The sequence below is a fragment of the Micromonospora sp. MA102 genome (assembly GCF_025460765.1).
Lineage (GTDB): Bacteria > Actinomycetota > Actinomycetes > Mycobacteriales > Micromonosporaceae > Micromonospora > Micromonospora halotolerans.
In genome coordinates, this window is sequence record NZ_JAMWEG010000001.1 from 75,012 (window position 1) to 99,553 (window position 24,542).

25 protein-coding genes are annotated in these 24,542 nt (G+C 74.4%); 6 read left to right on the forward strand and 19 right to left on the reverse strand.

Annotation, left to right across the window (positions count from 1 at the left end):
* The first annotated feature begins 119 nt into the window (after positions 1-119).
* The gene (locus tag NFX44_RS00355) at positions 120-1,013 is read left to right on the forward strand and encodes an endo alpha-1,4 polygalactosaminidase (RefSeq protein ID WP_262281436.1); all 894 of its coding nucleotides are present in this window, start codon (positions 120-122) and stop codon (positions 1,011-1,013) included.
* Positions 1,014-1,076: 63 nt separating this feature from the next.
* On the opposite strand, the gene NFX44_RS00360 is transcribed toward NFX44_RS00355, so the two are convergent.
* The 14 genes from NFX44_RS00360 to rsmD all read right to left on the reverse strand — a co-directional run bounded on the left by NFX44_RS00360 (position 1,077) and on the right by rsmD (position 14,163).
* Entirely contained in the window at positions 1,077-1,721 is a 645-nt protein-coding gene (locus NFX44_RS00360) for a response regulator transcription factor (protein ID WP_262281437.1), read from the reverse strand.
* Between the two features lie 14 nt (positions 1,722-1,735).
* Entirely contained in the window at positions 1,736-3,061 is a 1,326-nt protein-coding gene (locus NFX44_RS00365) for a sensor domain-containing protein (protein ID WP_262281438.1), read from the reverse strand.
* Positions 3,062-3,078: 17 nt separating this feature from the next.
* Positions 3,079-3,849: an ABC transporter permease gene (locus tag NFX44_RS00370; RefSeq protein WP_262281439.1), complete on the reverse strand. Its 771-nt coding sequence runs from the start codon at positions 3,847-3,849 to the stop codon at positions 3,079-3,081.
* On the reverse strand, positions 3,846-4,571 hold the full coding sequence (locus NFX44_RS00375; protein ID WP_262281440.1) for an ABC transporter ATP-binding protein: 726 nt from the start codon (positions 4,569-4,571) through the stop codon (positions 3,846-3,848). The genes NFX44_RS00370 and NFX44_RS00375 overlap by 4 nt, the downstream gene beginning before the upstream one ends.
* Before the next feature lie 185 nt (positions 4,572-4,756).
* A complete protein-coding gene (locus NFX44_RS00380) occupies positions 4,757-6,262 on the reverse strand; it encodes an MFS transporter (protein ID WP_262281441.1) in 1,506 nt (501 codons plus the stop codon).
* A 174-nt stretch (positions 6,263-6,436) separates the two neighbouring features.
* Positions 6,437-8,656: an MMPL family transporter gene (locus NFX44_RS00385; protein ID WP_262281442.1), complete on the reverse strand. Its 2,220-nt coding sequence runs from the start codon at positions 8,654-8,656 to the stop codon at positions 6,437-6,439.
* Positions 8,657-8,891: 235 nt separating this feature from the next.
* Positions 8,892-9,749: a bifunctional DNA-formamidopyrimidine glycosylase/DNA-(apurinic or apyrimidinic site) lyase gene (gene mutM, locus NFX44_RS00390; protein ID WP_262281443.1), complete on the reverse strand. Its 858-nt coding sequence runs from the start codon at positions 9,747-9,749 to the stop codon at positions 8,892-8,894.
* Entirely contained in the window at positions 9,742-10,530 is a 789-nt protein-coding gene (gene rnc / locus NFX44_RS00395) for a ribonuclease III (RefSeq protein ID WP_262281444.1), read from the reverse strand. The genes mutM and rnc overlap by 8 nt, the downstream gene beginning before the upstream one ends.
* The gene (locus tag NFX44_RS00400; RefSeq protein ID WP_262281981.1) at positions 10,527-11,486 is read right to left on the reverse strand and encodes a phosphate acyltransferase PlsX; all 960 of its coding nucleotides are present in this window, start codon (positions 11,484-11,486) and stop codon (positions 10,527-10,529) included. The genes rnc and NFX44_RS00400 overlap by 4 nt, the downstream gene beginning before the upstream one ends.
* A gap of 124 nt (positions 11,487-11,610) precedes the next feature.
* Complete coding sequence (gene rpmF / locus NFX44_RS00405; protein ID WP_091096818.1) at positions 11,611-11,784, reverse strand: 50S ribosomal protein L32; 174 nt, start codon at positions 11,782-11,784, stop codon at positions 11,611-11,613.
* Positions 11,785-11,789: 5 nt separating this feature from the next.
* Positions 11,790-12,353 (reverse strand): DUF177 domain-containing protein, encoded by a 564-nt coding sequence (locus tag NFX44_RS00410; RefSeq protein WP_262281445.1) that lies wholly within the window; start codon positions 12,351-12,353, stop codon positions 11,790-11,792.
* A 127-nt stretch (positions 12,354-12,480) separates the two neighbouring features.
* A complete protein-coding gene (locus NFX44_RS00415) occupies positions 12,481-12,978 on the reverse strand; it encodes a hypothetical protein (protein WP_091269033.1) in 498 nt (165 codons plus the stop codon).
* A 148-nt stretch (positions 12,979-13,126) separates the two neighbouring features.
* Positions 13,127-13,603, reverse strand: coding sequence for a pantetheine-phosphate adenylyltransferase (gene coaD, locus NFX44_RS00420; protein WP_091312514.1), 477 nt, complete (start codon positions 13,601-13,603; stop codon positions 13,127-13,129).
* A complete protein-coding gene (gene rsmD, locus NFX44_RS00425) occupies positions 13,600-14,163 on the reverse strand; it encodes a 16S rRNA (guanine(966)-N(2))-methyltransferase RsmD (protein WP_262281446.1) in 564 nt (187 codons plus the stop codon). Before rsmD ends, coaD begins: the two co-directional genes overlap by 4 nt.
* A gap of 249 nt (positions 14,164-14,412) precedes the next feature.
* Between rsmD and NFX44_RS00430 the strand changes: the two genes are divergently transcribed.
* Positions 14,413-15,345 (forward strand): cell wall anchor protein, encoded by a 933-nt coding sequence (locus NFX44_RS00430; protein WP_262281447.1) that lies wholly within the window; start codon positions 14,413-14,415, stop codon positions 15,343-15,345.
* A gap of 51 nt (positions 15,346-15,396) precedes the next feature.
* On the opposite strand, the gene NFX44_RS00435 is transcribed toward NFX44_RS00430, so the two are convergent.
* Genes NFX44_RS00435 through NFX44_RS00445 form a run of 3 tightly spaced genes read right to left on the reverse strand, consistent with a single transcriptional unit; the run spans position 15,397 to position 20,168 of the window.
* Positions 15,397-16,323, reverse strand: coding sequence for a serine hydrolase (locus NFX44_RS00435; RefSeq protein WP_262281448.1), 927 nt, complete (start codon positions 16,321-16,323; stop codon positions 15,397-15,399).
* 36 nt (positions 16,324-16,359) lie between these two features.
* Entirely contained in the window at positions 16,360-18,561 is a 2,202-nt protein-coding gene (gene recG / locus NFX44_RS00440) for an ATP-dependent DNA helicase RecG (protein ID WP_262281449.1), read from the reverse strand.
* The gene (locus NFX44_RS00445; RefSeq protein WP_262281450.1) at positions 18,558-20,168 is read right to left on the reverse strand and encodes a DAK2 domain-containing protein; all 1,611 of its coding nucleotides are present in this window, start codon (positions 20,166-20,168) and stop codon (positions 18,558-18,560) included. Before NFX44_RS00445 ends, recG begins: the two co-directional genes overlap by 4 nt.
* A gap of 234 nt (positions 20,169-20,402) precedes the next feature.
* Between NFX44_RS00445 and rpmB the strand changes: the two genes are divergently transcribed.
* Entirely contained in the window at positions 20,403-20,594 is a 192-nt protein-coding gene (rpmB, locus tag NFX44_RS00450) for a 50S ribosomal protein L28 (RefSeq protein ID WP_091064024.1), read from the forward strand.
* 187 nt (positions 20,595-20,781) lie between these two features.
* On the forward strand, positions 20,782-22,038 hold the full coding sequence (locus tag NFX44_RS00455) for an ATP-grasp domain-containing protein (protein WP_262281451.1): 1,257 nt from the start codon (positions 20,782-20,784) through the stop codon (positions 22,036-22,038).
* Between the two features lie 3 nt (positions 22,039-22,041).
* Here the strand turns inward: NFX44_RS00455 and NFX44_RS00460 are convergent, their stop codons facing one another.
* Together NFX44_RS00460 and NFX44_RS00465 are read right to left on the reverse strand one after the other, a co-directional pair.
* A complete protein-coding gene (locus tag NFX44_RS00460; RefSeq protein ID WP_262281452.1) occupies positions 22,042-22,503 on the reverse strand; it encodes a GNAT family N-acetyltransferase in 462 nt (153 codons plus the stop codon).
* Between the two features lie 63 nt (positions 22,504-22,566).
* Positions 22,567-23,514 (reverse strand): thiamine-phosphate kinase, encoded by a 948-nt coding sequence (locus NFX44_RS00465; protein ID WP_262281453.1) that lies wholly within the window; start codon positions 23,512-23,514, stop codon positions 22,567-22,569.
* Between the two features lie 164 nt (positions 23,515-23,678).
* On the opposite strand from NFX44_RS00465, the gene NFX44_RS00470 reads away from it, so the two are divergent.
* Together NFX44_RS00470 and NFX44_RS00475 are read left to right on the forward strand one after the other, a co-directional pair.
* Entirely contained in the window at positions 23,679-23,912 is a 234-nt protein-coding gene (locus tag NFX44_RS00470) for an Lrp/AsnC ligand binding domain-containing protein (RefSeq protein WP_013284547.1), read from the forward strand.
* The gene (locus NFX44_RS00475) at positions 23,913-24,527 is read left to right on the forward strand and encodes a DUF3515 domain-containing protein (protein ID WP_262281454.1); all 615 of its coding nucleotides are present in this window, start codon (positions 23,913-23,915) and stop codon (positions 24,525-24,527) included.
* Positions 24,528-24,542: the final 15 nt, after the last annotated feature.

Genomic DNA, 24,542 nt, shown 5'->3' on the forward strand with positions numbered 1-24,542 from the left:
GCGCGTCGTGACCGGGCCCGCGCTCGTTGACCGGGTGAGGTACGCCGGGGACGCCTGAGCCGTGCCGGCCCCGCGGCCGGCGCAGCGGGGCCGCCGGAGACGTACCGGCAGGGGGCGGGGTGCCGCCCGCGACCCGGGAGCTGTCGATGCGGATCCGGCCGGCGTGGGCCGTGTCGCCCCGGCCGGTCCGCGTCCGCCGACGCGGGCCGCGCCGGGGCTTCGCGGTGGTGCTGACGGTGCTGCTGCTCGCCCCGGCGGCGGCCTGCCGGGAGCCGCTCGTCCCGCCCGGCGCGCCCACCCCGTGGCCGTCCGCGCAGGCCCGGCAGTGGCAGTGGCAGTGGCAGCTCACCGGCCCGGTGGACGTCACCGTCGAGGCCGACGTCTTCCTGCTCGACCCCGTGCGGACCACCGCCGCCGAGACCGGCGCGCTGCGCGCCCGCCACCGCCGCCTGGTGTGCCAGGTCGGGGTCGGTACGTACGCGACCGGCGCTCCGGACGCCAGCCGCTTCCCGGCGGCGGTACGCGGGGCGGCCGTCGCGGGCCGGCCGGGCAGCCGGTGGCTGGACGTCCGCCGGTGGGACTCGCTGGAACCGGTGCTGGCCGACCGGTTCCGGCTCTGCCGGGGCAAGGGCTTCGGCGCCGTGGCGCTCGACGACGCCGACGGCTACCTGCACCGCCCCGGCTTCCCGCTCACCTTCGACGACCAGCTGGTGTTCAACCGCCGTGTCGCCGCACTGGCCCGGCGGCTGGACCTCTCCCCCGGGCTGGTCGACGACCTGCCGCAGGTGGCGGCGCTCGCCCCCGACTTCGACTTCGCGGTCAACCAGGAGTGCGTCCGCCGGGGCGGGTGCGACAAGCTGCTGCCGTTCGTCGACGCGGACAAGCCGGTGTTCCACGTGGAGTACACGGGCGACCCGGCCGAGTTCTGCGTCACCACGGTCGGCTACGGCTTCGCCTCGATCCTCAAGGACCGCACCCTCGACGCGTGGCGCGAACCCTGCGCGCTGCCCTGAGGTGCCGTCGCGCGATCGCGCCAGCCCGATCGGACCGGCGGGCGGGGACGACGGTGTGGCCGCTCAGCCGCTGACGTGGCGGAGGACGGCCAGGACCCGGCGATTGTCGGTGTCCGAGGCCGGCAGGCCGAGTTTCGCGAAGATGTTCGCCACGTGCTTCTCCACGACCCCGGACGTGATGACGAGGGCCGCCGCGATCCCGGCGTTGGATCGTCCCTCGGCCATCAGCGCGAGCACCTCGCGCTCCCGCGGGGTCAGCGACGCGACCCCGGCCGTGTCCTGCCCGGCCCGCATGAGGTGACCGACCACCTCCGGATCGAGCGCGGTGCCGCCGGATGCCACCCGGGTCAACGCGTCCACGAAATCGGCGACGTCGGCGACGCGGTCCTTGAGCAGGTAGCCGACGCCGCTCGGCCGATCGGCGAGCAGGCGGGTCGCGTAGCGGGTCTCCACGTACTGCGAGAACACCAGCACACCGACGCCGGGATGGTCGCGCCGGATGTCGATCGCGGCGCGCAGTCCCTCGTCGGTGTGCGTCGGTGGCATCCGGATGTCGACGATGGCCACGTCCGGTACGGCGGCGGCGACCGCGGACCGCAACTCCTCCGCGTCGGCCACCGCCGCGCACACCTCGAAACCGCGGTCGGTGAGCAGCCGGACCAAGCCTTCGCGCATCATCGCGGCATCCTCCGCGATCACCACCCGCATGTCGTCGCCTCCGTTCACGCGTGTGTGGGCAGCTCGATCGCGACCCGGGTCGGACCGCCGGGCGGACTGTGCACGCGCATCCGGCCGTCCACGACGGCGATGCGGCGGGCCAGGCCGGACAGGCCCCGGCCGCCCGGGTTCGCCCCGCCGACGCCGTCGTCCTCGACGGTCAGTGTCAGACGCTCGCCGGATCGGGCGACGCCGAGCCCGACGCGGGTCGCCCGGCTGTGTTTGGCCGCGTTCGCGAGCAGCTCGGCGGCGCAGAAGTAGGCGATGGTCTCGATGGCGGGAGCCGGGCGGTCGGGCAGGTCGACCTTCACCTCGACCGGGATGGCGCTGCTCGTCGCCAGCGTCGCCAGCGCGTCGCCGAGACCGTTGTCGAGGACCGGCGGGTGGATCCCGCGCACCAGGTCGCGCAGGTCGGCGAGGGCTTCCTTCGCGCCCCGGTGGGCGAGCGCGACCAGTTCGCGGGCCTGGGCGAGGTCGGGCGGCGGGCCGTCGACACCGAGCTTCTCGGTCGCCATGCCGAGGTTCATCGCCAGCGTGGCCAGCCGGATCTGCGCGCCGTCGTGCAGGTCCCGTTCCAGCCTGCGCATCATCGTGGCCGCGTCGTCGATCGCGCGGGCCCGGGTGACCTGCAGTTCGCGTACCCGCTCGGCGAGCCGGCGCGGACCGAGCAGCCGGCGCAGCGCCGCGAGGTCCGCCGTCGTGCCGGCCCGCATCAACCACGGTGCGACCAGCAGCATGGCGAGGCCGGCCGCGGCGATGAGGAACGTCCCGGCGAACGTCCGCGCGCCGATGGTGCCGAACGGCGTCAGCGCCCACACCGGTCCGAGGCGCGTTCCGTCCGGGTGGTTGCGGAACAGCGGCCACCACACCGGGTAGCTGAGGTTGACCAGGCCGAACACGTAGCAGAACGCGCCGTAGCCCTCGGGGATGGCCAGTGGCACCTTGAGCAGGCCGTACCCGACGGCGCGCCAGCCCGGCCCGTCGGAGAGCACGGCGCCGATCCGCTTCGAGACGCGGGCCGGCGGGGCGTCCACGCGCACGTCGAGCAGCCGGTCCGCGAGTGACCGGTGCACGGCTCCCATGGCGCGCCCGATCGGGGTGGCCAGCACGACCAGGAGCGCGATGGTGAGCGGGAACAGGACCAGGAACACCGGTGCGACGGCCGGTGCGGGCCGGTCGGACAGGGCGCCGGTCGCCCAGAGGACGAGGACGGCCAGGGCCGGCAGGATCGCCGGTACGGTCAGGATCGCGGCCGCGCTGACCAGGCCGGCGACGCAGAACACCGCCCGGCGCAGGGCCAGCGTGGTGAACGGGTCGCGCAGGGCGGTCATCGGCCCATTGTCACCGGTCACGCGTCCCGCCAGCGGAGCAGCACGCCGCCGCACAGGACCGCCACCGCCGCGTACCCGCACATCAGCAGCACGCTGATCCAGCCGGCGAACAGCCCGGGTATGGGCGAGGTCACCGCGATCGAGTTGAGCAGCATCAGCAGCGGGACGAAGCGGCCGACCGCGATTCCGCTCTCGCCGAACAGGCCGGCCACGATCATCGGGACGAACATCAGACCGAACAGCGTGCCGATCGCGGCGCCCGAGTGCCGCACGATCGCCCCGATGCCGACCCCGATCAGCGCGGTGGCGCCCAGGTACACCCCGGTCAGCACGACCGCGCGGAGGATCGCCGGGTCGCCGAGGGAGGCGGCCGGGATGGCGGTGCCGCGGATCGCGAGCTGCCCGCCCAGATAGCCGGCGAAGCTCGCGACCAGGCCGACGGTGAGGGCCGCGCCACCGCACACGGCGACCTTCGCGGCCAGGACGGTCCGACGCCGCGGGACGGCGGCGAACGTCGAGCGGATCATCCCGGTGCCGTATTCGCCGGTCACCATCAGGACGCCGAGCGCGCCGAGGAGCAACTGGGCCAGAATGGCGCCGCCGAGGCTGTTGTTCAGGATCTGGGCGGCCGTGGCGACCGGGGTGTGCGACCGGTACCCGAGCCCCACCCCGACGCCGGCCGCGGCCATCGCGACCACCGACGCGATCGCCAGCCACCACGTCGACCGGACGCTCCGCAGCTTGATCCGTTCCATCCGGGCCGCGTGCCGGAATCCGTAACCCTTCATGACGCTCCCACTCCGCGATAGTCGGTGGCCTGCGAGGTGAGCCGGAAGAACGCGTCCTCCAGGCTGTCGTCGCCGGCGGCGAGTTCGGCGACGGTCGTCTCGACCAGCAGCCGGCCGCGGCCGATGACCACCAGCCGGTCCGCGGTCAGCGCCATCTCGGCGATCAGGTGGCTGGACACGAACACGGTCCGGCCCTCGGCGGCGAGCCCGCGCAGCAGGTCCCGGATCCACCGGATGCCCTCCGGATCCAGTCCGTTGACCGGCTCGTCGAGCAGGAGGACGCCCGGGTCGCCGAGCAGCGCCACCGCGACGCCCAGCCGCTGGCGCATGCCGAGCGAGTACGTGCCGGCGCGCCGCGTCGCCGCGTCGGAGAGACCGACGACGCGCAGCACCTGCTCCACCCGGGAACCGGGGATGTCGTTGCTCGCGGCCAGGGCGGTCAGGTGGGCACGGGCGCTGCGGCCGGGATGGAACGCCCCGGCGTCGAGGAGCGCGCCGACCGTCCTCAACGGCCAGCTCAGGTCCCGGTACCGGACGCCACCGATCAGTGCCTCGCCACGGTCCGGGGCGTCCAGGCCGAGGATCATCCGCATGGTCGTCGACTTGCCGGATCCGTTCGGGCCGAGGAACCCGGTCACCACCCCCGGCTGGACCCGGACGCTCAGCCCGTCGACGGCGACCCGGTCGCCATAGCGTTTGGTCAGTTCACGTAGTTCGATCACAGGATCGACGCTAGGCAACCCGGTGGGCGGTCGGAAGCCGGCAACCACCCGCCTCCGCCCGGGGGTTTTCCGCCCCCTCTGCGGATCCCGGCGGACGTGCAGCGCCGAGCGCCGCGTACCCCTGGAATAGCGGCACCGCCCCCGGCCTGGACGGGCGGGGGCGGTGCCGGGGGGAGCGGCGGTCGTCAGCCGGGGGCGCCGCCGGTGACCGGGGCGGGAGCGCCGGCGCCGCGCTGCGCCGGGACGCCGGCGTGCTCGGCGCTGAGCGGGGTGGCCAGTTCCTCCAGGGACTTCCCCTCGGCCTTGACGCCGAGGGTCAGCTCCACGAGGCCACCGATGATCATGACGGCGGCGCCGACCACGAAGGCGACCACCGTGTCGCCGACCTTGCCGGTGCCGACCAGCTTGGCGAAGAGCAGCGGGCCGGTGATGCCGCCGGCGGCGGTGCCGATCGCGTAGAAGAACGCGATGGCCATGGCCCGGGTCTCCATGGGGAAGATCTCGCTGACCGTCAGGTACGCGGCGCTGGCGCCCGCCGAGGCGAAGAACAGCACCACGCACCAGCAGGCGGTCATGGTGACCGCGGTGAGCACGCCCGAGTGGAACAGCCAGGCGGTACCCAGCAGCAGCACGCCCGAGCCGATGTACGAGCCGGCGATCATCGGCACCCGGCCGACGGTGTCGAACAGCCTGCCCAGCAGCAGCGGGCCGAGCAGGTTCCCGACCGCGATCACCGCGAAGTAGTAGCCGCTGTTGCCCGGTGGGACGTCGAAGAACGTCTGCAGGATCTGCGCGAAGCCGAAGGTGATCGCGTTGTAGAGGAACGCCTGCCCGATGAAGAGCGCGAAGCCCAGCGTGGCGCGCTTCGGGTAACGGGCGAACAGGGTCCTGGCGATCTCCAGGAAGTTGGTGCTCTTCCGCTGCTTGATCTCGATCCAGTTGTCCGCCTCGGTGAGGTCCCTGCCGGTCTCCCGCTTCACCTCCGCCTCGACCGAGTCGACGAGATGGTTCGCCTCGTCGGCCCGGCCGTGGATGAACAACCACCGTGGGCTCTCCGGGACGTGCCGGCGGACCAGCAGGATCACCACGCCCAGCACGGCGCCCAGCCCGAACGCCACCCGCCAGCCGAGGTTGGTGGGCAGGCCGTTGAGCAGCGGCACGGTCAGCAGCGCGCCGAGCGCCGCGCCCAGCCAGAAGGTGCCGTTGATGATGATGTCGATCCGGCCGCGGTGGCGCGCCGGGATCAGCTCGTCGATCGCCGAGTTGATGGCCGCGTACTCGCCGCCGATGCCCATGCCGGTGAGGAACCGGAACAGGAAGAACCACCAGGTGTCGAAGGACAGCGCGGTCATCGCGGTGGCGACCAGGTAGAGCCCGAGGGTCAGCAGGAACAGCTTCTTGCGTCCGAAGCGGTCGGTGAGCCAGCCGAAGAAGAGCGCGCCGGTGCAGGCGCCCGCCACGTAGAGCGCGGCGGCCAGGCCGGTGACCTGGCTCTGGGTGATGCTCAGGCCACTGCCCGGCTCGGCCAGCTTGCCGGACAGGTTGCCGACGATGGTCACCTCGAGGCCGTCGAGGATCCACACCGTGCCGAGGCCGATCACGATCATCCAGTGCCAGCGGGACCACGGCAGCCGGTCCAGGCGGGCCGGGACGTTGGTCCGTACGGTGCCGGTCCGCACGTCGGTGCTCATGACGCGCTCCCGGGGGCTGCGGTGGCCGGGGCGCGATGACGGACCGCCGGCGTGAGCTGTTCGTCCATGGCGGCCCAGATGCCCCGCCGCCGCGGCCGTTAATCCTGCCGGGACACCTGCGGCACAGGGCGAAGGGCGGACCCGAGCGGCCCGCCCTCCCCCGTCCCCCCGAACTCAGCGCGCGCCGACCAGCTCCGGTGCGGGCGCGGGCGGCTCGGCCGGCGGGGTCGCCGCCCGGCCGCGCAGGAACCGCGGCGCCCACCAGTTCGCATCGCCCAGCAGGGTCATCAGCGAGGGCAGCACCACCGCCCGGATGATCGTGGCGTCCAGCAGGATCGCCGCGGCCAGCCCGATGCCGAGCTGCTTGAAGTCGATGGTGCTCAGCGTCGCGAAGATCGAGAACACCCCGACCATGACGATCGCCGCGCTGGTCACCACCCCCGCCGACGAGGTGATCCCGTACGCCACCGCGTCCTTGTTCGACATCCCCTGGCGGATGCCCTCCCGGATCCGGCTGACCACGAAGACGTGGTAGTCCATGGAGAGCCCGAACAGCACCACGAACAGGAACATCGGCAGCCAGGTGACGATCGCGTCCATCGAGGTGAAGCCGAGCAGCCCCTCCGCCCAGTCGCCTTGGAAGACCAGCACGAGCAGGCCGTACGCGGCCCCGGCGGAGAGCAGGTTCAGCAGGATCGACGTGAGCGCCACCACCACCGAGCGGAACGTCCACGCCATCACGAGGAAGGTCAGCGCCAGCACGAACGCCGCCACCAGGGGCAGCTTCGCCCAGATGTGGTCCGCGTAGTCCTCGCTGGCCGCCACGCCGCCGCCGACCGCGTACTCGACGCCGGGGATCCCGCCGAGGGCGGCCGGGACGAGGTCCTGGCGCAGCTCGTGCAGGGACCGGGACGCCTCGTCGGTGCGGCTGGCGTACGGCGTGGCGACCTCCAGGACCGACACCCGCCGGTCGGCCGACACCTTGATCTTCGGGCCGTCCCCCTCGGCCGGCGCGAAGAGCGGGTCGGCGCCGGCCCGGTCGGCCAGCCCGGTCAGCGCGGCCTTCACCCGGTCGGCCTGCTCGGCGGGGGCTTTCACCGCCACGGTGTGGCTGGTGCCGTTGCTCGGGAAGGCCGCGGTGAGCCGGTCGTACGCCTGCATGGCCGCGGTGGTGCGGGGCACGTCCTCCATGCCGGGGAACTTCAGCTTCATGCCGAGGGCCGGGGCGGCCAGCGCGAGCAGCAGCCCGACCGAGACCACCAGGGTGGCCAGTGGCGCGCGGAGCGCCGGCTTGAGCAGGGCCGGCCAGAACCGGGGCCGGGCGGGTTGGCCGTGCCGCCCGACGCGCGGGGCGGTGAGACGCCACAGCAGCGGCACCCGGGGCCGGTCGACCCAGCGGCCCAGCCGGGCCAGGAGCGCTGGCAGCACGGTCAGCGAGCCGATCACCGCGACCGCGACGACCAGGATGGAGCCGACGGCCAGCGACGAGAAGATGGCGTCCTGGGCGAGCAGCAGCCCGGCCATCGAGATGATCACGGCGGTGCCGGAGACCACCACGGCGTGCCCGGAGGTCTCCGCCGCGATCTCCACGGCGTCGAGCCCGGAGCGCCCCTTGGCCCGTTCCTCGCGTTCCCGCCGGACGTAGAACAGCGAGTAGTCCACGCCGACCGCCATGCCGATCAGCAGGATGACGCTGGCCGTGGTGTCGGTGGCCGGCACCAGGTGCGAGGCGAGGGTGGAGAGGCCCATGGCCGCGGCCACCGAGGAGAGCGCGAGCAGCACCGGCACGCCGGCCGCGATGAGCGCGCCGAACGCGATGATGAGGATGGCCAGGGTGACCGGCAGGCTGAGCAGCTCGGCGCGCTTGAAGTCCTTGCCGAGGGTGTCGTCGAGCGCCTGGCCGATCGACGGGCCGCCGACCTGCTCCACCCGCAGCGCCGGGTGCGACTCCTGCACCTTCGCGGTGGTGTCGCGCAGCGGCTGCACGCGGTCGGAGGCGGTTTCCGGGTCACCCGACATGGTGATCGGCACCAGCACGGCGTTGCCGTCCCGGGATGGCATGGGCGCGCCCACCGAGGCCACCCCGTCGACCTGCCGGAGCCGGGCCGCCGCGTCGTCGGCGGCGGCCTTCGCGGCGGCCTGGTCGAGCGTGCCCGAGCGGGGCGTGATCAGCACGTTCTCGGTGGCCGGCTCGTGGAAGCCGCCACTGTCGACGATCAGCTGGGCCCGCCCGAACTCGCCGATCGCCTGGTCGTCGTCGGTTGCCTCGTTCAGGCCGGCGGCGTTGCCGCCGACGAAGCACACCGCCACGAACACCACCCAGAGCGCGATGGCTCGCCACGGGTGCTCCGCACTCCACCGTGCCAGCCGCACGGTCACCGGTCGCCTGCCCATACCTGGGACCCCCTCCAGACGTCGGCCCTGTGCCGACCCCTGCTGACGCTAGGGAGCGGCGCGGGAACGGACATCGGGGAACGGCCCCCGCTCGTCCCCCATCCGGCAGGCTCCGGCCGGGCGGCCGGAACCGGGTCGGCCAACCGGACAGAAGGGACTTTTCAGGGTACGACCCCGGGACCCGCCGGGCCGTGGCCGGCGAGGCACACGGGCGCAACCCCGAGCCGGCTCGGGGTCATCCCCGGAGGGTCCCCCGGGGGCGGGGCTGGCAACGCGGGCAACTGTAGGACGAGCGGTTCATGAACGCCTCGCGCCGGATCGGCGCCCCGCACCGCGGGCAGGGCTCCCCCTCCCGGCCGTACGCGTTCAGGGACCGGTCGAAGTAGCCGCTCTCGCCGTTGACGTTCACGTACAGCTCGTCGAAGCTGGTCCCGCCCTGCTTGATCGCCTCGCCGAGCACGTCCCGGACGTGGCCGAGCAGCCGGGTGGCCGCCGGGGCGGTCAGGGCGTCGGTCGGCCGGACGCCGTGCAGCTTGGCCCGCCAGAGCGCCTCGTCGGCGTAGATGTTGCCGACACCGGAGATCAGCGTCTGGTCGAGCAGCGCCCGCTTCACCTCGGTGCGCCGCTTCCGCAGCGCGGCCACGAAGCCGGCGTCGGAGAACTCCGGGTCCATCGGGTCCCGGGCGATGTGCGCGATCTCGGCCGGCAGCTCCGCCCCACCCTCCGAGACCGACAGCCCGCCGAACGTGCGCTGGTCGACGAAGCGCAGCTCCGGGCCGTCGTCGGCGAACCGGAACCGGACCCGCAGGTGCAGCTCGTCGGCCGCACCGACCGGCTGGAGCAGCAGCTGGCCGGACATGCCGAGGTGCCCGATGATGGCGTCCCCGCTGTCCAGCGGCAGCCACAGGTACTTACCCCGGCGCCGGACGTCGGTGATCGTCCGGCCGGTCAGCACATCGGCGAAGTGCTCGCCACCCGGCTCGTGCCGGCGGACCGCCCGGGGGTGGCGCACCTCGACGGCGCTGATCCGCCGGCCGACGACCCACTGGGCCAGCCCCTGCCGGACGGTCTCGACCTCGGGCAGCTCAGGCACGGCCGGCACCCGACTCGGCGGGGTCGCCCAGCTCCGCCTCGGCGGCGGACTTCGCGGCGGCCTCCGCCTCGGCCTGCTCGGTCAGCATCCGCCAGGCCGACTCGGCGGCCCGCTGCTCGGCCTCCTTCTTGCTGCGCCCCTCCGCGCCGCCGTAGCGGTTGCCGGCCACCACCACCCAGGCCGTGAAGGTCTTGAGGTGGTCCGGGCCGGTGCCCTCGATGCGGTACTCCGGAACGCCCAGCCCCAGCGCGGCGGTCAACTCCTGGAGGCTGGTCTTCCAGTCCAGCGCCGCGCCCCGGCCGGCCGACTCGGCCATCAGCGGGTCGAACAGGCGGTGGATCACGAGGGCCGCGGTGTCCAGGCCGTACTGGAGGTAGATCGCGCCGAGCAGCGCCTCCAGGGTGTCGGCCAGGATGCTGGCCTTGTCCCGGCCGCCGGTGGCCTCCTCGCCCTTGCCGAGCAGCAGGTACGCGCCCAGCCCGTCGGGGCCGAGGCCGCGCGCCACGTCGGCGAGGGCGCGCATGTTGACCACGCTGGCCCGCAGCTTGGCGAGCTGCCCCTCGGGCAGGTCGGGGTGGTTGTGGAAGAGCGCCGTGGTGATCACCACGCCGAGGACCGAGTCGCCGAGGAACTCCAGCCGCTCGTTGGTGGGCAGGCCACCGTTCTCGTACGCGTACGAGCGGTGGGTCAGCGCGCGCTCCAGCAGTTCCGGGTCGAGCGACACCCCGAAGGCCGCCTCCAGGTGGCCGACGGGAGCACGCCGCCGCTTGTCGTTGGTCATGGTGCTACCTCGGTGTCGTTGCGGTCAGGTGCGGGATCGTGCGGGACAGCGTCGAGCAGGGTCGAGACCGTGTGGGTGGCGCCCCGGCGCCACAGGTGGGCGGCCAGGGCGATGCCGGAGGCGACGTCGTCGGGCCGGGCCGCGCCGTGGCAGACCACCACGGTGCCGGCCACCCCGAGCAGGGCCGCCGCGCGGGGAGCGCCGCCGCTCGCCGGGGGCCCACCGGCCATCGCGTACGCGCCCTCGATGGCCTTGAGCAGCACGTTGCCGGTGAAACCGTCGGTCACCACCACGTCGGCACGGGTGCCCAGGGAGACGTCGTAGCCCTCGACCAGGCCGACGTAGCGGGCGCCGCAGGGCAGCGGCACGGCGGCGAGGGCGGGGGCGGCGGAGCGGCGGAGCCGGTCGCCCTTGCCCGCCTCGGTGCCGACGGAGAGCAGTCCGACCCGGGGCGCGGTGACGCCGTGCGCCACGGCCGCGTAGGCGGCGCCGAGCACGGCGTGCCGGGCCAGGGTGGCGGGTCCGGGTTCCAGGGTGCCGCCGACGTCGAGCAGCACCACCGGTCCGTCGACGGCCGGCAGGGTGGCCACCAGGGCGGGCCGGCGTACGCCGGTCCAGCGACCGAGGCCGAGGGCGGCGGCGGTGACGGTGGCGCCGGTCGAACCGGCGGAGACGAGCGCGTCGGCGAACCCGTCGCGGACGGCGTGTACGGCCGCGCGGACGGTGCTCTCCCCGCGCGCGGCGGTGGGGTGGTCGGCCATGCCGACGACCGTCCGCACCGGGCGGACGGTGACCCGGGCACGCTGCTCCGAGTCGAGCGCACCGATCAGCCCGTCGGCGACCTCGGTCGGTCCGACGAGCAGCAGGTGCAGGTCAGGGTCCGTACGCACGGCCCGCAGAGCGCCGTCAACCACGACGGCGGGAGCATCGTCCCCGCCGAGGAGGTCGACGGCGATCCGCGCGGTGCCCGGCTCCGCGGGCGCGCCGGCCGGGGAACGGCCGGCGGCGGGAGCCGGGGCACCGGGCGAGAGCCTTGGTGCGTGCGTCACCCGACCGGTGGTCGGGGACGTCACTCGGCGGTCAGACCTCGAGGACCTGACGGCCGTTGTAGGTGCCGCAGACGGAGCAGGCGGCGTGCGGCAGCTTGGCCGACTTGCACTGCGGGCAGGCGACGGTCGCCACAACCGCGGCCTTCCAGTTCGCCCGGCGGGCGCGGGTGTTGCTGCGCGACATCTTGCGCTTGGGGACGGCCACGGTTCTTACTCCTCTGTACGGGTCAGTTGCGACAGGCCCGCCCAACGCGGGTCGACCTGCTGGTGACTGTGGTCGGCCGGCAGCTCGTCCCAGTGCACCCCGCACTCGGGGCACAACCCTGGGCAGTCCTCCCGGCAGAGCGGGTTGGTCGGCAGTGCGAGCACCACCGCATCCCGCAGCGCCGGCTCCAGGTCGATCAGATCGCCCTGCATCCGGCCCACCTCGTCCTCGTCGGTCGTGTCGTCCGTGGTGCTGTTCTCGTACGCGTACAGCTCCTGGATCGTCACGGCCACCGTGTCGTCGATCTCGCGCAGGCAGCGCCCGCACTCGCCCTTGACGGGACCGGTGACGGTCCCGGAGACGAGCACGCCCTCGGACACCGACTCCAACCTCAGGTCGAGGTCGAGGTCCGCGCCCTCCGGAACGGTGATCAACTCCACGCCGAGGTCCGCCGGTGCCGGCACGACTTGCCGATGCGTACGCAACGCGCCAGGCCGTCGCGGCAGTTCCCTCGTGTCGAGGACCAGCGGCGACCTGGGGTCGAGATGGCTTGGCGAGTGTTTGGGCATAGTTAGACTCCGGCCGGTGAGAGGCCGACAAAAAAGGTTACCTGGGCGACCCGCGAACCGCCTAACCGGGGGCGTCGCCGCCCGGCCCTCGCGGCTGCCGGCTGTCGGCCGCCGGCCCGCGTGCCGCTCAGAAGGGTAGCGGGCGATCCGCCTCGTCCCCAGCGAAGGTGCCGATCTCCCGCAGCGCGTGCATCTTGTCCCGGCCGCGCTCTATCGAGGCGAGCGCCCGGGTCAGGAACTGCTCGAAGTTGGCCAGCGCGGTGTCGACGTAGTCGTCGACCTCGTCGCGCAGGCGCTGCGCCTCGGCCCGGGCCTCGGCGATGATCCGGGCGCCCTCGTGCTCGGCGGAGACGGTGATCTCGTTCACCGAGACCAGGCGGGCGTGTTCCGCCTCACCCTCGCTGATGATCCGGTCGGCCTCGCGCTTGCCGGCCTCCATGATCTTGTCCCGCTCCTCCAGCAGCGCGGCGGCCCGGCGGAGGTCGGCGGGCAGCTCCACGCGCAGCTCGTCCAGGGCGGCGATCATCTCGCCCCGGTCGACCATGCAGTTGTTGCGCGACATCGGCACGGAGCGGGCCTGCTCCACCATGGCGATCAGTTCGTCGATGCGATCGAGCGGGTCCACCGGTACCTCACTCCTGTCGTTCGTCGGCCGACCTACATGATGCGGCCTGCGCCCGGGTTCGGCGCTGCACACATCATGTCGCGCGTCGGCCACCGCCGCGCCACCCGCCCCCGCCCGGCGCGTCGCCCGCGGGGCCCGGCGCGGCCGGTCAGCGGCGCAGCCGAGCCACCAGCTCCTCGCGGACCACGTCCGGGACGTGCGCGGAGATGTCCCCGCCCCACTTGGCGACGTCCTTGACCAGGCTGGAGGAGAGGAACGAGTAGAGCGGGTTGGTCGGCATGAAGAGCGTCTCCACGCCGGCCAGGCCGATGTTCATCTGGGCCATCTGGAGCTCGTAGTCGAAGTCGCTGACCGCGCGCAGGCCCTTGATCAGCACACTCGCCTGCTGGGCGCGGCAGAAGTCGACAAGCAGCCCGCGGAACGACTCGACCCGCACGTTGTCGTACGAGGAGGTCACCTCGCGGAGCATGTCGATCCGCTCCTCGACCGTGAACAGTCCCTGCTTCGACTGGTTGACCAGCACGCCGACGATCACCTCGTCGAAGAGCCGGCTCGCCCGGCCGATGATGTCGAGGTGTCCGTTGGTGACCGGGTCGAACGAGCCGGGACAGACCGCACGTCTCATGATCGGCGACCGTACCAAAGGGTGGTCTCGCCGTAGCGGCGGCTGCGCTCGCCAGTGACGCCGTCCACCCACTCGACCGGTCCGGTGCGGCTGGACCGCTCGACGACCACCAGGGCGTCCGGGGCCAGCCAGCCGCCGCCGACCAGCGCGGCCAGCATCGCGGTGATCTCGCTGTCGGGCACGGCGTAGGGCGGGTCGGCGAAGACCAGGTCGTACGGCCCGCCGTCCGGGCCGGCGGCGAGCACGGTCGCCACCCGGCCGGTGACCAGGCGGGCGGCCGGCGCGGCCCGGAGCGCGGCCACGTTCTCCCGGATCACCCGGGCGGCGCGGGCGTCGGACTCGACGAGCAGCACGTGGGCGGCGCCCCGGGACAGCGCCTCCAGGCCGACCGCGCCGGAGCCGGCGTAGAGGTCGGCGACGCGCGCCCCGTCGAGGTCGAGCTCGGCCTGCACGGCGCTGAACAGCGCCTCCCGGACCCGGTCGGAGGTCGGCCGGGTGCCGGCGCCGGGTGGGGCGGCGAGCCGCCTGCCGCCGAGCGTCCCGCCCACGATCCGGGTCACCGTCGCTCCCTCCGCATGCCCCGACGCTACGCGATGTCCGGATCGGGGCGCGCGGACCACCCCGCGGCCACGGCTCGTCACGGCCGGTACATCAATGATCTCAAATCTATAACGGACCCTTTACGACCCGTGGGTTGCGGTAACGCCCACGCTGTCGATCTCGCTAGGGTCTGCCCGATTGTCGTGCGGACGCGTGGCTAAGGTCCGTCCGCCCGCATTCCCCCCATCCTCCCCTCACCAGGAGTAGGCGTGAACCGTCTCCACCTCCGGCGTGCCGCCGTCCTCACCGCCGGCGCGCTGATCGGCCTCGCGGGCGTGGCCACCGTCGCCGGCCCCGCCGCGGCCCACCACCCCGAGCCCTCGGGCAGCTACTGCGCCACCCGGGACGGCAAGGTCACCGTCAACTGGTCGGTGATCAGCAGCGAGACCGACATCTCCGGCCGCATCACCAAGCTGGAGTCCACCGTGCCCGGCCCCGTCACCGGCGCGCTGGCCGTCGGCGCGGAGCTGAAGAAGCAGGGCGACGGGCCGCTCACCGGGAGCCAGACCTACACGTTCCAGGGCGCCATCCCCAAGCTGGAGCTGACCGTCGGCGCGCACTGGGAGCGGGGCCGGCAGTCCCACGACGGTGAGCGCACCGTCGTGGCCCAGCCCAGCCGGAACTGCGAGGCGGAGGAGACCCCGTCGCCGTCGCCCAGCTCGCCGTCACCGAGCGCCACGCCCGAGCCGAGCGGGTCGCCGGAGCCCACCCCGTCGCCGTCCGCCTCCAACCCGCCGAGCCCGTCCGCTCCCGCCGCGCCGGCCGAGCCGATCTTCAAGCTGGACCAGGACTGCGACACGATGACCTTCATCGTGGAGAACCCGGTGAAGGGCATCCCCTTCACCGCCACGCTGACCACCGAGAAGGGCGTCACCAAGAAGCTCGTCTCTCAGCCGGGCCGGACCGCGTCGGCCGACTTCGACGCCTACCAGGGCCTCAAGGTCACCGTGAAGTACGACGTGGTCGACGACTCCGAGACCATCCCGTACACCCAGCCGAAGGACTGCTCCGGCCAGGGCGGCGGCCTGCCCGTCACCGGCCCGGCCGCGGGCGCCATCGCCGGTGGCGCCGCCGTGCTGCTCGCCGCCGGTGCGGTGCTGTTCGTGATCGCCCGCCGTCGCCGGATCCGCTTCACCGCCTGACGTACGCCTGATCCGAGGGCGCGCCGACCACCCGGCCGGCGCGCCCTCGGCTCATTCCAGCTCCGCCTTCAGCAGCGCGGGATCGATCTCCGCCTGGTTGGTCAGCACCACGAGACGCCGGTCCGAGTCGGGGAACCAACCGGCGAACGCCTTGTAGCCACCGTTGTCCCCGGAGTGGTGCACCGCCCGTTCCCCGGCCAGCGAACCGACGAACCAGCCGTAGCCGTACGCCTCGTCGGGGCGGCCGGTCGGCGCGTGCGGGGCGATCATCGCGGCCGCCGCGGCGGGCCCCAGCAACCGGGCCCGGCGGGGCACGTCCAGCCAGGTGAGCAGGTCCGCCCCGGTGCACCAGACGTCACCGGCGCCCATGCTCACCGTCTCCAGGTCCCAGGACGGCACCGGCTTGCCGCCCTCGTGTCCCGTCGCCACGTCGTCCCGCCCCGCGCCGGAACCGGCGAAGCTGCCCGTCATGCCGAGCGGCGCGAAGACCTCGTCGGCGAGGAACGCGGCGTACGGCCGACCGGCCACCTGTTCGACCGCCCGGGCCAGCAGGACGAAGCCCGGGCTGCTGTAGTGCCAGCCGGCCCCGGGGGCGAACAGCGGCGGCACACCGGCGAAGACGCCCAGCAACTCGTCCGGCTCGGCGGGCGCCGCCAGGTCGATCATCGGGTAGTCCTCCCAGTGGCCCAGGCCGGAGGTGTGGGTGAGCAGGTGGTGCAGGGTGATCCCGGACCAGGCCGACGGCGGGCGGGGCAGCCAGCGGCTGACCGGATCGTCCAGGCGGAACGCGCCCCGCTCGGCGAGGAGCAGCACCGCGGCGGCCGCCATCTGCTTGCTGATCGAGGCGATCTGGAACCGGGTCGCGGGCGTGCAGGGGGCCGCGCTGTCCGCGTCGGCCGCGCCGGTGACCCGGGACATCAGGATGTCGTCGCCCCGCGCCAGCAGGAGCACGCCGCGATCGAGAGAGGGTTTCGGCATCCGACGAGCCTAGGCCGGGACGGCCGCCCGGTGGGGTCAGCCCTTCTCCAGGTATTCGGCGCGCTCCTCGTCGACCAGGGCGGCCACCGAGGCGGCCAGCGCCGGATGCCGGGCCAGCTCCGGGTCCTCCTCGACCAGGGTGATCGCCTCGGCCCGCGCGTCGCGGATCAGGTCGGTGTCGCGCAGCAGCGACAGCAGGCGCAGGTGGGACCGGCGGCCGGACTGGGTGGCGCCGAGCACGTCGCCCTCCCGGCGCTGCTCCAGGTCCAGCTCGGCGAGCTTGAACCCGTCGGTGGTGGAGGCGACCGCGTCGAGCCGTTCCCGGGCGGAGGAACCCTCCATCGCCTCGCTGACCAGCAGGCAGAGGCCGGCCGCCGAGCCGCGGCCCACCCGGCCGCGCAGCTGGTGCAGCTGGGAGACGCCGAACCGGTCGGCGTCCAGCACGATCATCACGGTGGCGTTGGGCACGTTGACGCCCACCTCGACCACCGTGGTCGCCACCAGCACGTCCAGGTCGCCGGCGGCGAAGGAGCGCATCACCGAGTCCTTCTCGTCGGCCGGCAGCCGCCCGTGCAGCACCCCGATCCGCAGCCCGTGCAGGGGCCCCTCGGCGAGCAGCGGGGCCACCTCGGTGACGGCGAGCGGGGGCCGGCGGCCGGAGTCGTCCTCCCTCGGCGCCTCCTCGTCCGAGGCCGGACCCTCACCGATCCGCGGGCAGACCACGTACGCCTGGTGACCCTTGGCGACCTCCTCGCGCAGCCGGCGCCAGGCCCGGTCGAGGAAGGCGGGCTTCTCGGCGGCCGGCACCACGTGCGAGGCGATCGGCGAGCGGCCCTGCGGCAGCTGCGACAGCGTGGAGATCTCCAGGTCGCCGTAGACGGTCATGGCGACCGTGCGCGGGATCGGGGTGGCCGTCATGACGAGCACGTGCGGCGGCTGGTCGGCCTTGGCCCGCAGCGCGTCCCGCTGCTCCACGCCGAACCGGTGCTGCTCGTCGACCACCACGAGCCCCAGGTCGGAGAAGTCGACCCCCTCGTAGAGCAGGGCGTGGGTGCCGAGCACGATGCCGGCGCGCCCCTCGGCCACCTCGGTGAGCGCCCGCCGGCGGGCGGCCGCGCCCAGCGAGCCGGTGACCAGCTCCACCCGGGTGGCGTCGTCGGCGGCGCCCAGCTCCCCGGCACGGGCGAGCGGGCCGAGCAGGTCCAGCATGCCCCGGTGGTGCTGGGCGGCCAGCACCTCGGTCGGGGCGAGCAGCGCGGCCTGCCCGCCGGCGTCGACCACCTGCAGCATGGCCCGCAGTGCGACCACGGTCTTGCCGGAGCCCACCTCGCCCTGCAGCAGCCGGTGCATCGGGTGCGCGGTGGCCAGGTCGGCGGCGATCTCCCGGCCGACGGCCTGCTGGCCGGACGTCAGCTCGTACGGCAGCCGGGCGTCGAACGCGTCGAGCAGCCCGCCGGCCTTCGCCGGCCGGGCCTTCGCGGGCCACGCCGCGGCGCGGTGCTTGCGCTGGACCAGGGTGAGCTGCACGGCGAACGCCTCGTCCCACTTGAGCCGGCGGCGCGCTCTGTAGAGCTCCTCCTTGCTGGTGGGCCGGTGGATCTCGCGCAGCGCGGCGCCGATGCCGACCAGGTTGCGGCTGGCCCGCACGGTGGCGGGCAGCGGGTCGTCCGGCGGGGTGAAGGTGTCCAGCACCACCCGCACGCAGCGGGCGATCACCCAGGTCGGCACGGCCGCCGCGGCCGGGTAGACCGGGATGAGCGCCCCGGCGAACTCCTCGACCTCCTCGTTGGCCGCCGCCTCGCCGTCGCCGCCCTCGCCGAGCAGCACGTATTCCGGGCCGTTGAGCTGCCGCTTGCCCCGGAACTCGGTCACCTTGCCGGCGAACAGCCCCCAGCGGCCGGGGCGCAGCTCCCGCTCCCGCCACGCCTGGTTGCCGAAGAAGGTGCAGGTGAGCACCCCGCCGGAGCCGTCGCCGACGGTGACCTCCAGCAGGTTGCCCCGGCGCTGCCGCATCGGCCGGACCGCGGTGCGCTGCACCTGCGCCAGCACGGTGACCTGCTCCCCCACATCCAGCGAGCGGATGTCGGTGTGCTCGCCGCGTTCGTCGTAGCGGCGGGGGAAGTGGTAGATCAGGTCGCCGGCGGTGTGCAGGTCGAGGTGGCTCGCCAGGGCCTTGGCGGTGCGCTCCCCGACCAGCTTCTTGAGCGGCGTGTCCACGGTGGCCGGTTCGCTCGTCATTCGACCCCCAGCAGGAGCGGATAGTGCGGCTGCCCGCCCTCGTACGCCTGCACCTCGACGAACGGCCAGGACCGCTCGACGTGCTCGCGTACGCGGTCGGCCAGCCCGGCCGGGGCGTCCGCCCCGCAGAGCAGGGTGACCAGCTCGCCACCACCGCCGAGCATCCGGTCGACCACGGCGGTGCAGGTGCCGAGGAGATCGGCGCCGATGAGGTGCACCTCGCCCTCGACCAGCGCCAGCACGTCGCCCGGCCGGCACGGCCCGGCCACGGTGAGCGCCTCTCTGCTCGCGTGGCAGACCTCGGCGTAGCGGCAGGCGCCGGCGGCCTCGGCCATGGCGATGACGTCGTCCTCGAAGCGCCGCTTCGGGTCCCGCACGGCGAGGGCGGCGAGGGCCTGCACCGGGGACCGGGTGGGCACCACGCTCACCTTCACCCCGAGCCCGTGCGCCTCCCGGGCGGCGGCGCTCGCCACCGACTGGGTGTTGGGGTCGTTGGGCAGCACCACCACCCGGGCGGCGCGGGTGGCCCGGATGGCGTCGAGCAGCTCGCCGGTGGACGGGTTGGCCGGCACCACGGTGGCGCCCTCGGCGCCGAACAGCTCGGCGATGCCGGCGCCGGTGGCGACCACCACGGCGGCCCGGCCGTCGGGCCGCGCCGCCGGAGGAGTCGGCGCCGGGGCCGCCTGGTCGGCGAACCGGGTCACCGTGATCCGGTGCGGCCGGCCGGCCACCACGCCGGCCTCGACGGCCGCCCCGACGTCGTTGACGTGCACGTGCACGTTCCACGTGCCGCGGTCGCCGACGATCACCAGGGAGTCGCCGAGCGCGTCCAGTTCGCCGCGCAGCCGGGTCACCGCCTCGTCGGTGGCGTCGAGCAGGTACTGCACCTCGTAGTCGTACGCCGGGGAGCCGGTCTCCCGGACGGCGGTGGCGGGCGCGCGGGCCGCGGGCGGCGCGGGCGCCGGCTGGCGCGGGCTCTCCCCGGTGACCACCTCGACCAGCGCGTCGAGCAGCAGGCAGAGGCCGCGCCCGCCGGCGTCGACCACGCCGGCCCGGGCGAGCGCGGGCAGCTGCTCGGGGGTGCGCGCCAGCGCGCGGGCCGCCTCGCCGGCCGCCGCCCGGGCCACCGCGCACAGGTCGTCGGTGTCCGCCCGCTCGGCCGCGCGGGCGGCGGCGGCGACCACGCTGAGCAGGGTGCCCTCGACCGGATGGGCGACCGCGGCGTAGGCGGCGGTGGTGGCGTCGGCCAGCGCGGCGGCGAGCTGCCGGCCGCGGACCGCCGGCGCGGCGGAGAGCGCGTCGGCGAAGCCGCGCAGGATCTGCGAGACGATCACCCCGGAGTTGCCCCGCGCCCCGAGCAGCGCGCCCCGGGCCATCAGCCGCAGGGCGTGGCCGTGCGGGGTGTGCCCGTCGTCGGGAAGGGTCTCCAGGTCCATGGCGAGGGCCTGCTGCGCCGAGGTGAGGGTGAGCACCAGGTTGGTGCCGGTGTCGCCGTCGGGGACCGGGTAGACGTTGAGCTCGTCGATCTCGCCCTGGTGGCGCTGGAGGGCGGCCAGGCCGCTCGCGCACCAGCGGCGCACCGCGGCGGCGTCGAGGGTGTCCAGCACGTCGGGAAGCCTACTGGCGCGCACCGACACCCGCCGGGGCCGGCCACGTCCGCCCGGCGTGTCCGGGACGGCCCGGGGACCGGCCCGTCGCCCGCCGGCCGTCCCCGCCGGTACGCTGGGCCGGTCCCGACCGGGCCGGTTGGGCGTCCGGGCCGGTCATCGGGTAACCTGGCCAGGTTGCCCGGGCTGCGCCTGGCGGCGACCTCATGAACGTTTCAATCCCAGGAGTATCCCGTGGCTAGCGTGTGCGACGTCTGTGGCAAGGGGCCGGGCTTCGGCCACAACGTGCCCTGGTCCAAGAAGAAGACCAACCGCCGCTGGAACCCGAACATCCAGTCGGTGCGCACCCCGGCCGGTGGCGGCACCACCAAGAAGTTGCAGGTCTGCACCTCGTGCATCAAGGCCGGCAAGGTCGCCCGCGCCTGACGCGGTAAGCACCGCCTGCACAGTTTCGCCGGATGCCGGCGGACCCCTCGGGTCCGCCGGCTTTCGTCGTGCCCACGGTCTCCCGCTGACGGGTCGCCGACCGTCCGGCGACCGGCCGCGCCGGCCCGGTTAGGGTGCTGCTGCGCCGGCCGTCCGTTCCGGCGTGAGGCGTGGGGAGGTACGACCCGTGGAGCTGGACCTGGGGCGGGAGCAGCTGGTGGTGATCGGCGGGTCGTTCGGCTCGCTGCGCTGGTTCGACCAGGAGCTGCCGGCCGGCAGCGTGGTCCTGGTCGAGGAGCCGGATGTGATCCGCCGCCGCGGCCTGGACCGCTTCGTCGCCGGCCTGTCGATGGTCGCCCGACTGGTGCCGGCCGAGTACCAGACCGGGTTCGACGCCGACGCCCTGCTCGCCCGGGAGCCCGGCCTCGCCGGCGCCCGGCTGGTCCTGCCCGGCCTGGAGTACGCGGTCGGCGCCGCGGCCCGGCTGGCCGACCGGCTCGGTCTGCCCGGCGCCGGGGTGGCCGCCGCGGACGTCTTCTCCGACAAGCACCGGATGCGGCAGCTCGCCGACGCCACCGGCCTGGCCAACCCGGCGTACGAGCTGGTCGAGGACCCGGCGCGGGCGGCGGAGTTCGCCCGCGCGCACGGCGGCCGGTGCGTGCTCAAGCCCACCCGCCGTTCCGGCAGCCTGGGCGTGCAGCTGGTCACCGACCCGGCGGAGATCGCCGGACGCTGGGCGGCCAGCGCCGCCCCGCCGGAGCCGGCCGAGACGGTCGAGCGTGGCCTGCCCACCGGGGTACTGGTGGAGGAGCTGCTGGTCGGCTCGGAGCACAGCGTCGAGCTGCTGGTCGCCGAGGGCGAGACGATCTTCGCCAACGTCACGGACAAGCGGATCGCCGGCGGCCGGTACCCGGTGGAGACCGGGCACACCGTGCCGTCAGGGTTGCCGGGGCCGGCGCAGGGGGCGCTGCGGGACGCGGCGGTCCGGCTCGCCGCGGCGGCCGGCTTCCGCAGCGGGATGCTGCACAGCGAATGGATCATGGTCGACGGGGTGCCGACGCTTGTCGAGTGCGCCGCCCGGATGCCGGGCGACATGATCACCGCGCTGGTCTCGATCGCCTACGAGGCCGACTTCATCGAGGCGTACCTGCGGGTGCTGCGCGGCGAGCGGCCCGCGCTGCGGGCCCGGCCGACCGGCGCGGCGGCCGTCGAGTTCCTGGTCGCCCCGCCCGGCCGGGTCACCGCGGTGGACGGCCGGCGGGCCGCCCTGCGGGTGCCGGGGGTGCTCGACCTGCAGATCGAGGCGAAGGTCGGGGACCACGTGCCCGAGCTGCTCTCCTCGGCGCACCGCAGCGGGCACCTGCTGGCCTGGGGCGCCACCCCCACCGAGGCGGAGGGCGCCGCCCGCAGGGCCGCCGACGAGATCCGGATCACCGTCGGCTGACGGTCAGAGGGTGCGGCCGTAGGAGAGGCAGCCCGGGGCGTCCCGGTAGAAGCCGAAGTTCGGGATCCGCTCGTAGCCGGCCGAGGTGTACATGGCGATCGCCTCGGGCTGCTTGTCGCCGCACTCCAGGATCATCCGCTTGCGGCCGTGGTCGAGGGCGGACCGCTCGACGGCCGCGAGCACCGCGCGGGCCACGCCCCGGCCCCGGGCGGCCGGCGCCGTGTACATCCGCTTCAGCTCGGCCGTGTCGTCGCCGTGGCTGCGCCAGCCCCCGCAGCCCACCGGCTCACCGTCGAGGTAGGCGACCAGGAAGGCGCCGGCGGGCGGCTCGAACTCGGCCGCGTCGACCGGCGTGTCGTCGCCGTTGCCGCCGTACCGCTGGCCGAGGTCGGCCAGGGCCGCCCGGATCAACGCCTGCGACTCGGGCGCGTCGAAGCGCCGCGCCCGGATCTCGATCTCGCTCACGACATGCAGGGTACGACCGGGATCGGGCCCGCCCGGAGCCCGTTCACCCGCATCGGACGCAGATCACCCCGTGCGGCGGAAGTGGTCCCAGCCGGCAGGGCCCGCGTACGGCGCGCCGTCCACGGTCACCCCGGCGCCCTCGGTCACCCGCCCGACCGGCCGCCAGCCCTCCGGCAGCGTCGCCGTCGCCGGGAAGGTCGCGGCCAGGGCGTGGTCGTCGCCCCCGCCGAGGATCCAGGAGTACGGGTCGACGCCGAGCGCCTGCGCCGCGTCGCGCATCTGCCGGGGCACCTCGAACGCCTCCCGGGTCAGGTCGACGGCCACCCCGCTGGCCTTCGCCACGTGCCCCAGGTCGGCCAGCAGCCCGTCCGACACGTCGATCATGGCGGTGGCGCCGTGCCGGGCGGCGTCGGGGCCGGCCGCGTACGGGACCTCGGGCCGGCGGAACGCCTCGACCAGCAGCCGCGGCGTGCGGAAGCCCCGGGACAGCACCGTGTAGCCGGCCGCCGCCCAGCCGGTGCGCCCCGCGAGCGCCACCACGTCACCCGGGCGGGCGCCGGAGCGCACCACCGGCGGCCGGCCACCCAGGTCACCGAGGGCGGTCACCGCGACGGTCAGCGTCGGGCTGGCGGACATGTCCCCGCCGACCACGCTCGCGCCCACCAGGGCCGCTTCGGCGCCCAGCCCGTCGGCCAGCTCCTCGGCCCAGGCCGGGTCGAGGTCGGCCGGCATGCAGAGGGCGACCAGCAGCGCGGTCGGGGTGGCCCCCATGGCCGCGATGTCGGCCAGGTTGGCCGCCGCCGCCCGGCGGCCCACGTCCCGGGCCCCCGACCAGTCCCGGCGGAAGTGCCGCCCCTCGACCAGCACGTCGGTGGAGGCGACCACCCGCCGGTCCGGCGCCGCCACCACCGCCCCGTCGTCGCCGGGGCCGAGCAGGACGCTCTCCCCCTGGGCCAACCGGGCCGTCACCCGGTCGATCAGCCCGAACTCACCGACACCCGCGACCGTCATGCCGTCCCCTCGTCGCGCTCTCGACGCTTCCCAGTCCCGCCACCACGGCCCCGACGTGTGCTCGCTCACCGCGTCGCGCCGACGACCGAGACAGATCAGGGCCGCTCCGTAGGGTAGTTTCACCCTTCGGGCCGCCCCAGGCGGCGACGGACGGAGGTCGAGTCGTGGTACAGGCGTACATCCTCATCCAGACGGAGGTCGGTCGGGCGCGTGACGTGGCCGGTCTGATCGCGGACCTTGCCGGCGTGGTACGCGTCGACGCCGTCACCGGGCCCTACGACGTGGTCGTCCTCACCGAGGCGAACACCGTCGACGAGCTGGGCAAACTCATCGTCAGCAAGGTGCAGATGGTGCCCGGCATCACCCGCACCCTCACGTGTTCGGTGGTGCGGTTGTAAGTGGAACAGATCACGTCCTCCCCGGCCGCCGAGGAGTCCCGCCCGGCGCGTCGCGACCGGGCGAGCCGCAGCGCGGCGCTCTGGGCGACCCTCGTCGCGGTACCGGTGACCCTGGCGGTGGCGGGGTTCACCTTCGCCAAGCTGGCCCCGGACTCCCCGACCGCTGCGCCGAGCCCGTCGGCGAGCGCCGCCCGGCCCCAGTCGACCACGCCGGTCGAGCTGCCGGCCCCCGCCCTGGCCGAGCGCCCGGCCACGGTGTGCCGCGCCCTGGTGTCGCAGCTCCCGGCGACCGTCCGCGACCTGGCGCAGCGACCGGTCACGGCCGGCCCCGAGCAGAACGCCGCGTACGGCGACCCGGCGCTCACCGTGGCCTGCGGCGGCACGCCGCCGATCGTGCAGCCCACCGACGAGGTCTGGTCGGTCAACAAGGTCTGCTGGCACGCCGTGCAGGAGGCGGACGCCACCGTGCTGACCACCGTCGACCGGGAGACCCCGGTGCGGGTGCGGGTCCCGAAGCAGTACGAGCAGCCGCTCCAGTGGGTCACGCCGATCGCCGACGCGGTGGTCGCCTCGGTGCCCGCCGCGAAGACGGCCCCGTCCGGCTGCTCCGCCTGACCGTCGCCGGCCGGT

What these genes read in the sequence shown, in the direction of transcription:
- NFX44_RS00385 (WP_262281442.1), bottom strand. Translation starts at nt 8,656, where the DNA reads ATGGGCAGGCGACCGGTGACCGTGCGGCTGGCACGGTGGAGTGCGGAG.
- NFX44_RS00380 (WP_262281441.1), bottom strand. Translation starts at nt 6,262, where the DNA reads ATGAGCACCGACGTGCGGACCGGCACCGTACGGACCAACGTCCCGGCC.
- NFX44_RS00365 (WP_262281438.1), bottom strand. Translation starts at nt 3,061, where the DNA reads ATGACCGCCCTGCGCGACCCGTTCACCACGCTGGCCCTGCGCCGGGCG.
- NFX44_RS00410 (WP_262281445.1), bottom strand. Translation starts at nt 12,353, where the DNA reads ATGCCCAAACACTCGCCAAGCCATCTCGACCCCAGGTCGCCGCTGGTC.
- NFX44_RS00465 (WP_262281453.1), bottom strand. Translation starts at nt 23,514, where the DNA reads ATGACGGTCGCGGGTGTCGGTGAGTTCGGGCTGATCGACCGGGTGACG.
- coaD (WP_091312514.1), bottom strand. Translation starts at nt 13,603, where the DNA reads ATGAGACGTGCGGTCTGTCCCGGCTCGTTCGACCCGGTCACCAACGGA.
- rnc (WP_262281444.1), bottom strand. Translation starts at nt 10,530, where the DNA reads ATGACCAACGACAAGCGGCGGCGTGCTCCCGTCGGCCACCTGGAGGCG.
- NFX44_RS00370 (WP_262281439.1), bottom strand. Translation starts at nt 3,849, where the DNA reads ATGAAGGGTTACGGATTCCGGCACGCGGCCCGGATGGAACGGATCAAG.
- recG (WP_262281449.1), bottom strand. Translation starts at nt 18,561, where the DNA reads ATGACGAGCGAACCGGCCACCGTGGACACGCCGCTCAAGAAGCTGGTC.
- NFX44_RS00360 (WP_262281437.1), bottom strand. Translation starts at nt 1,721, where the DNA reads ATGCGGGTGGTGATCGCGGAGGATGCCGCGATGATGCGCGAAGGCTTG.
- NFX44_RS00435 (WP_262281448.1), bottom strand. Translation starts at nt 16,323, where the DNA reads ATGCCGAAACCCTCTCTCGATCGCGGCGTGCTCCTGCTGGCGCGGGGC.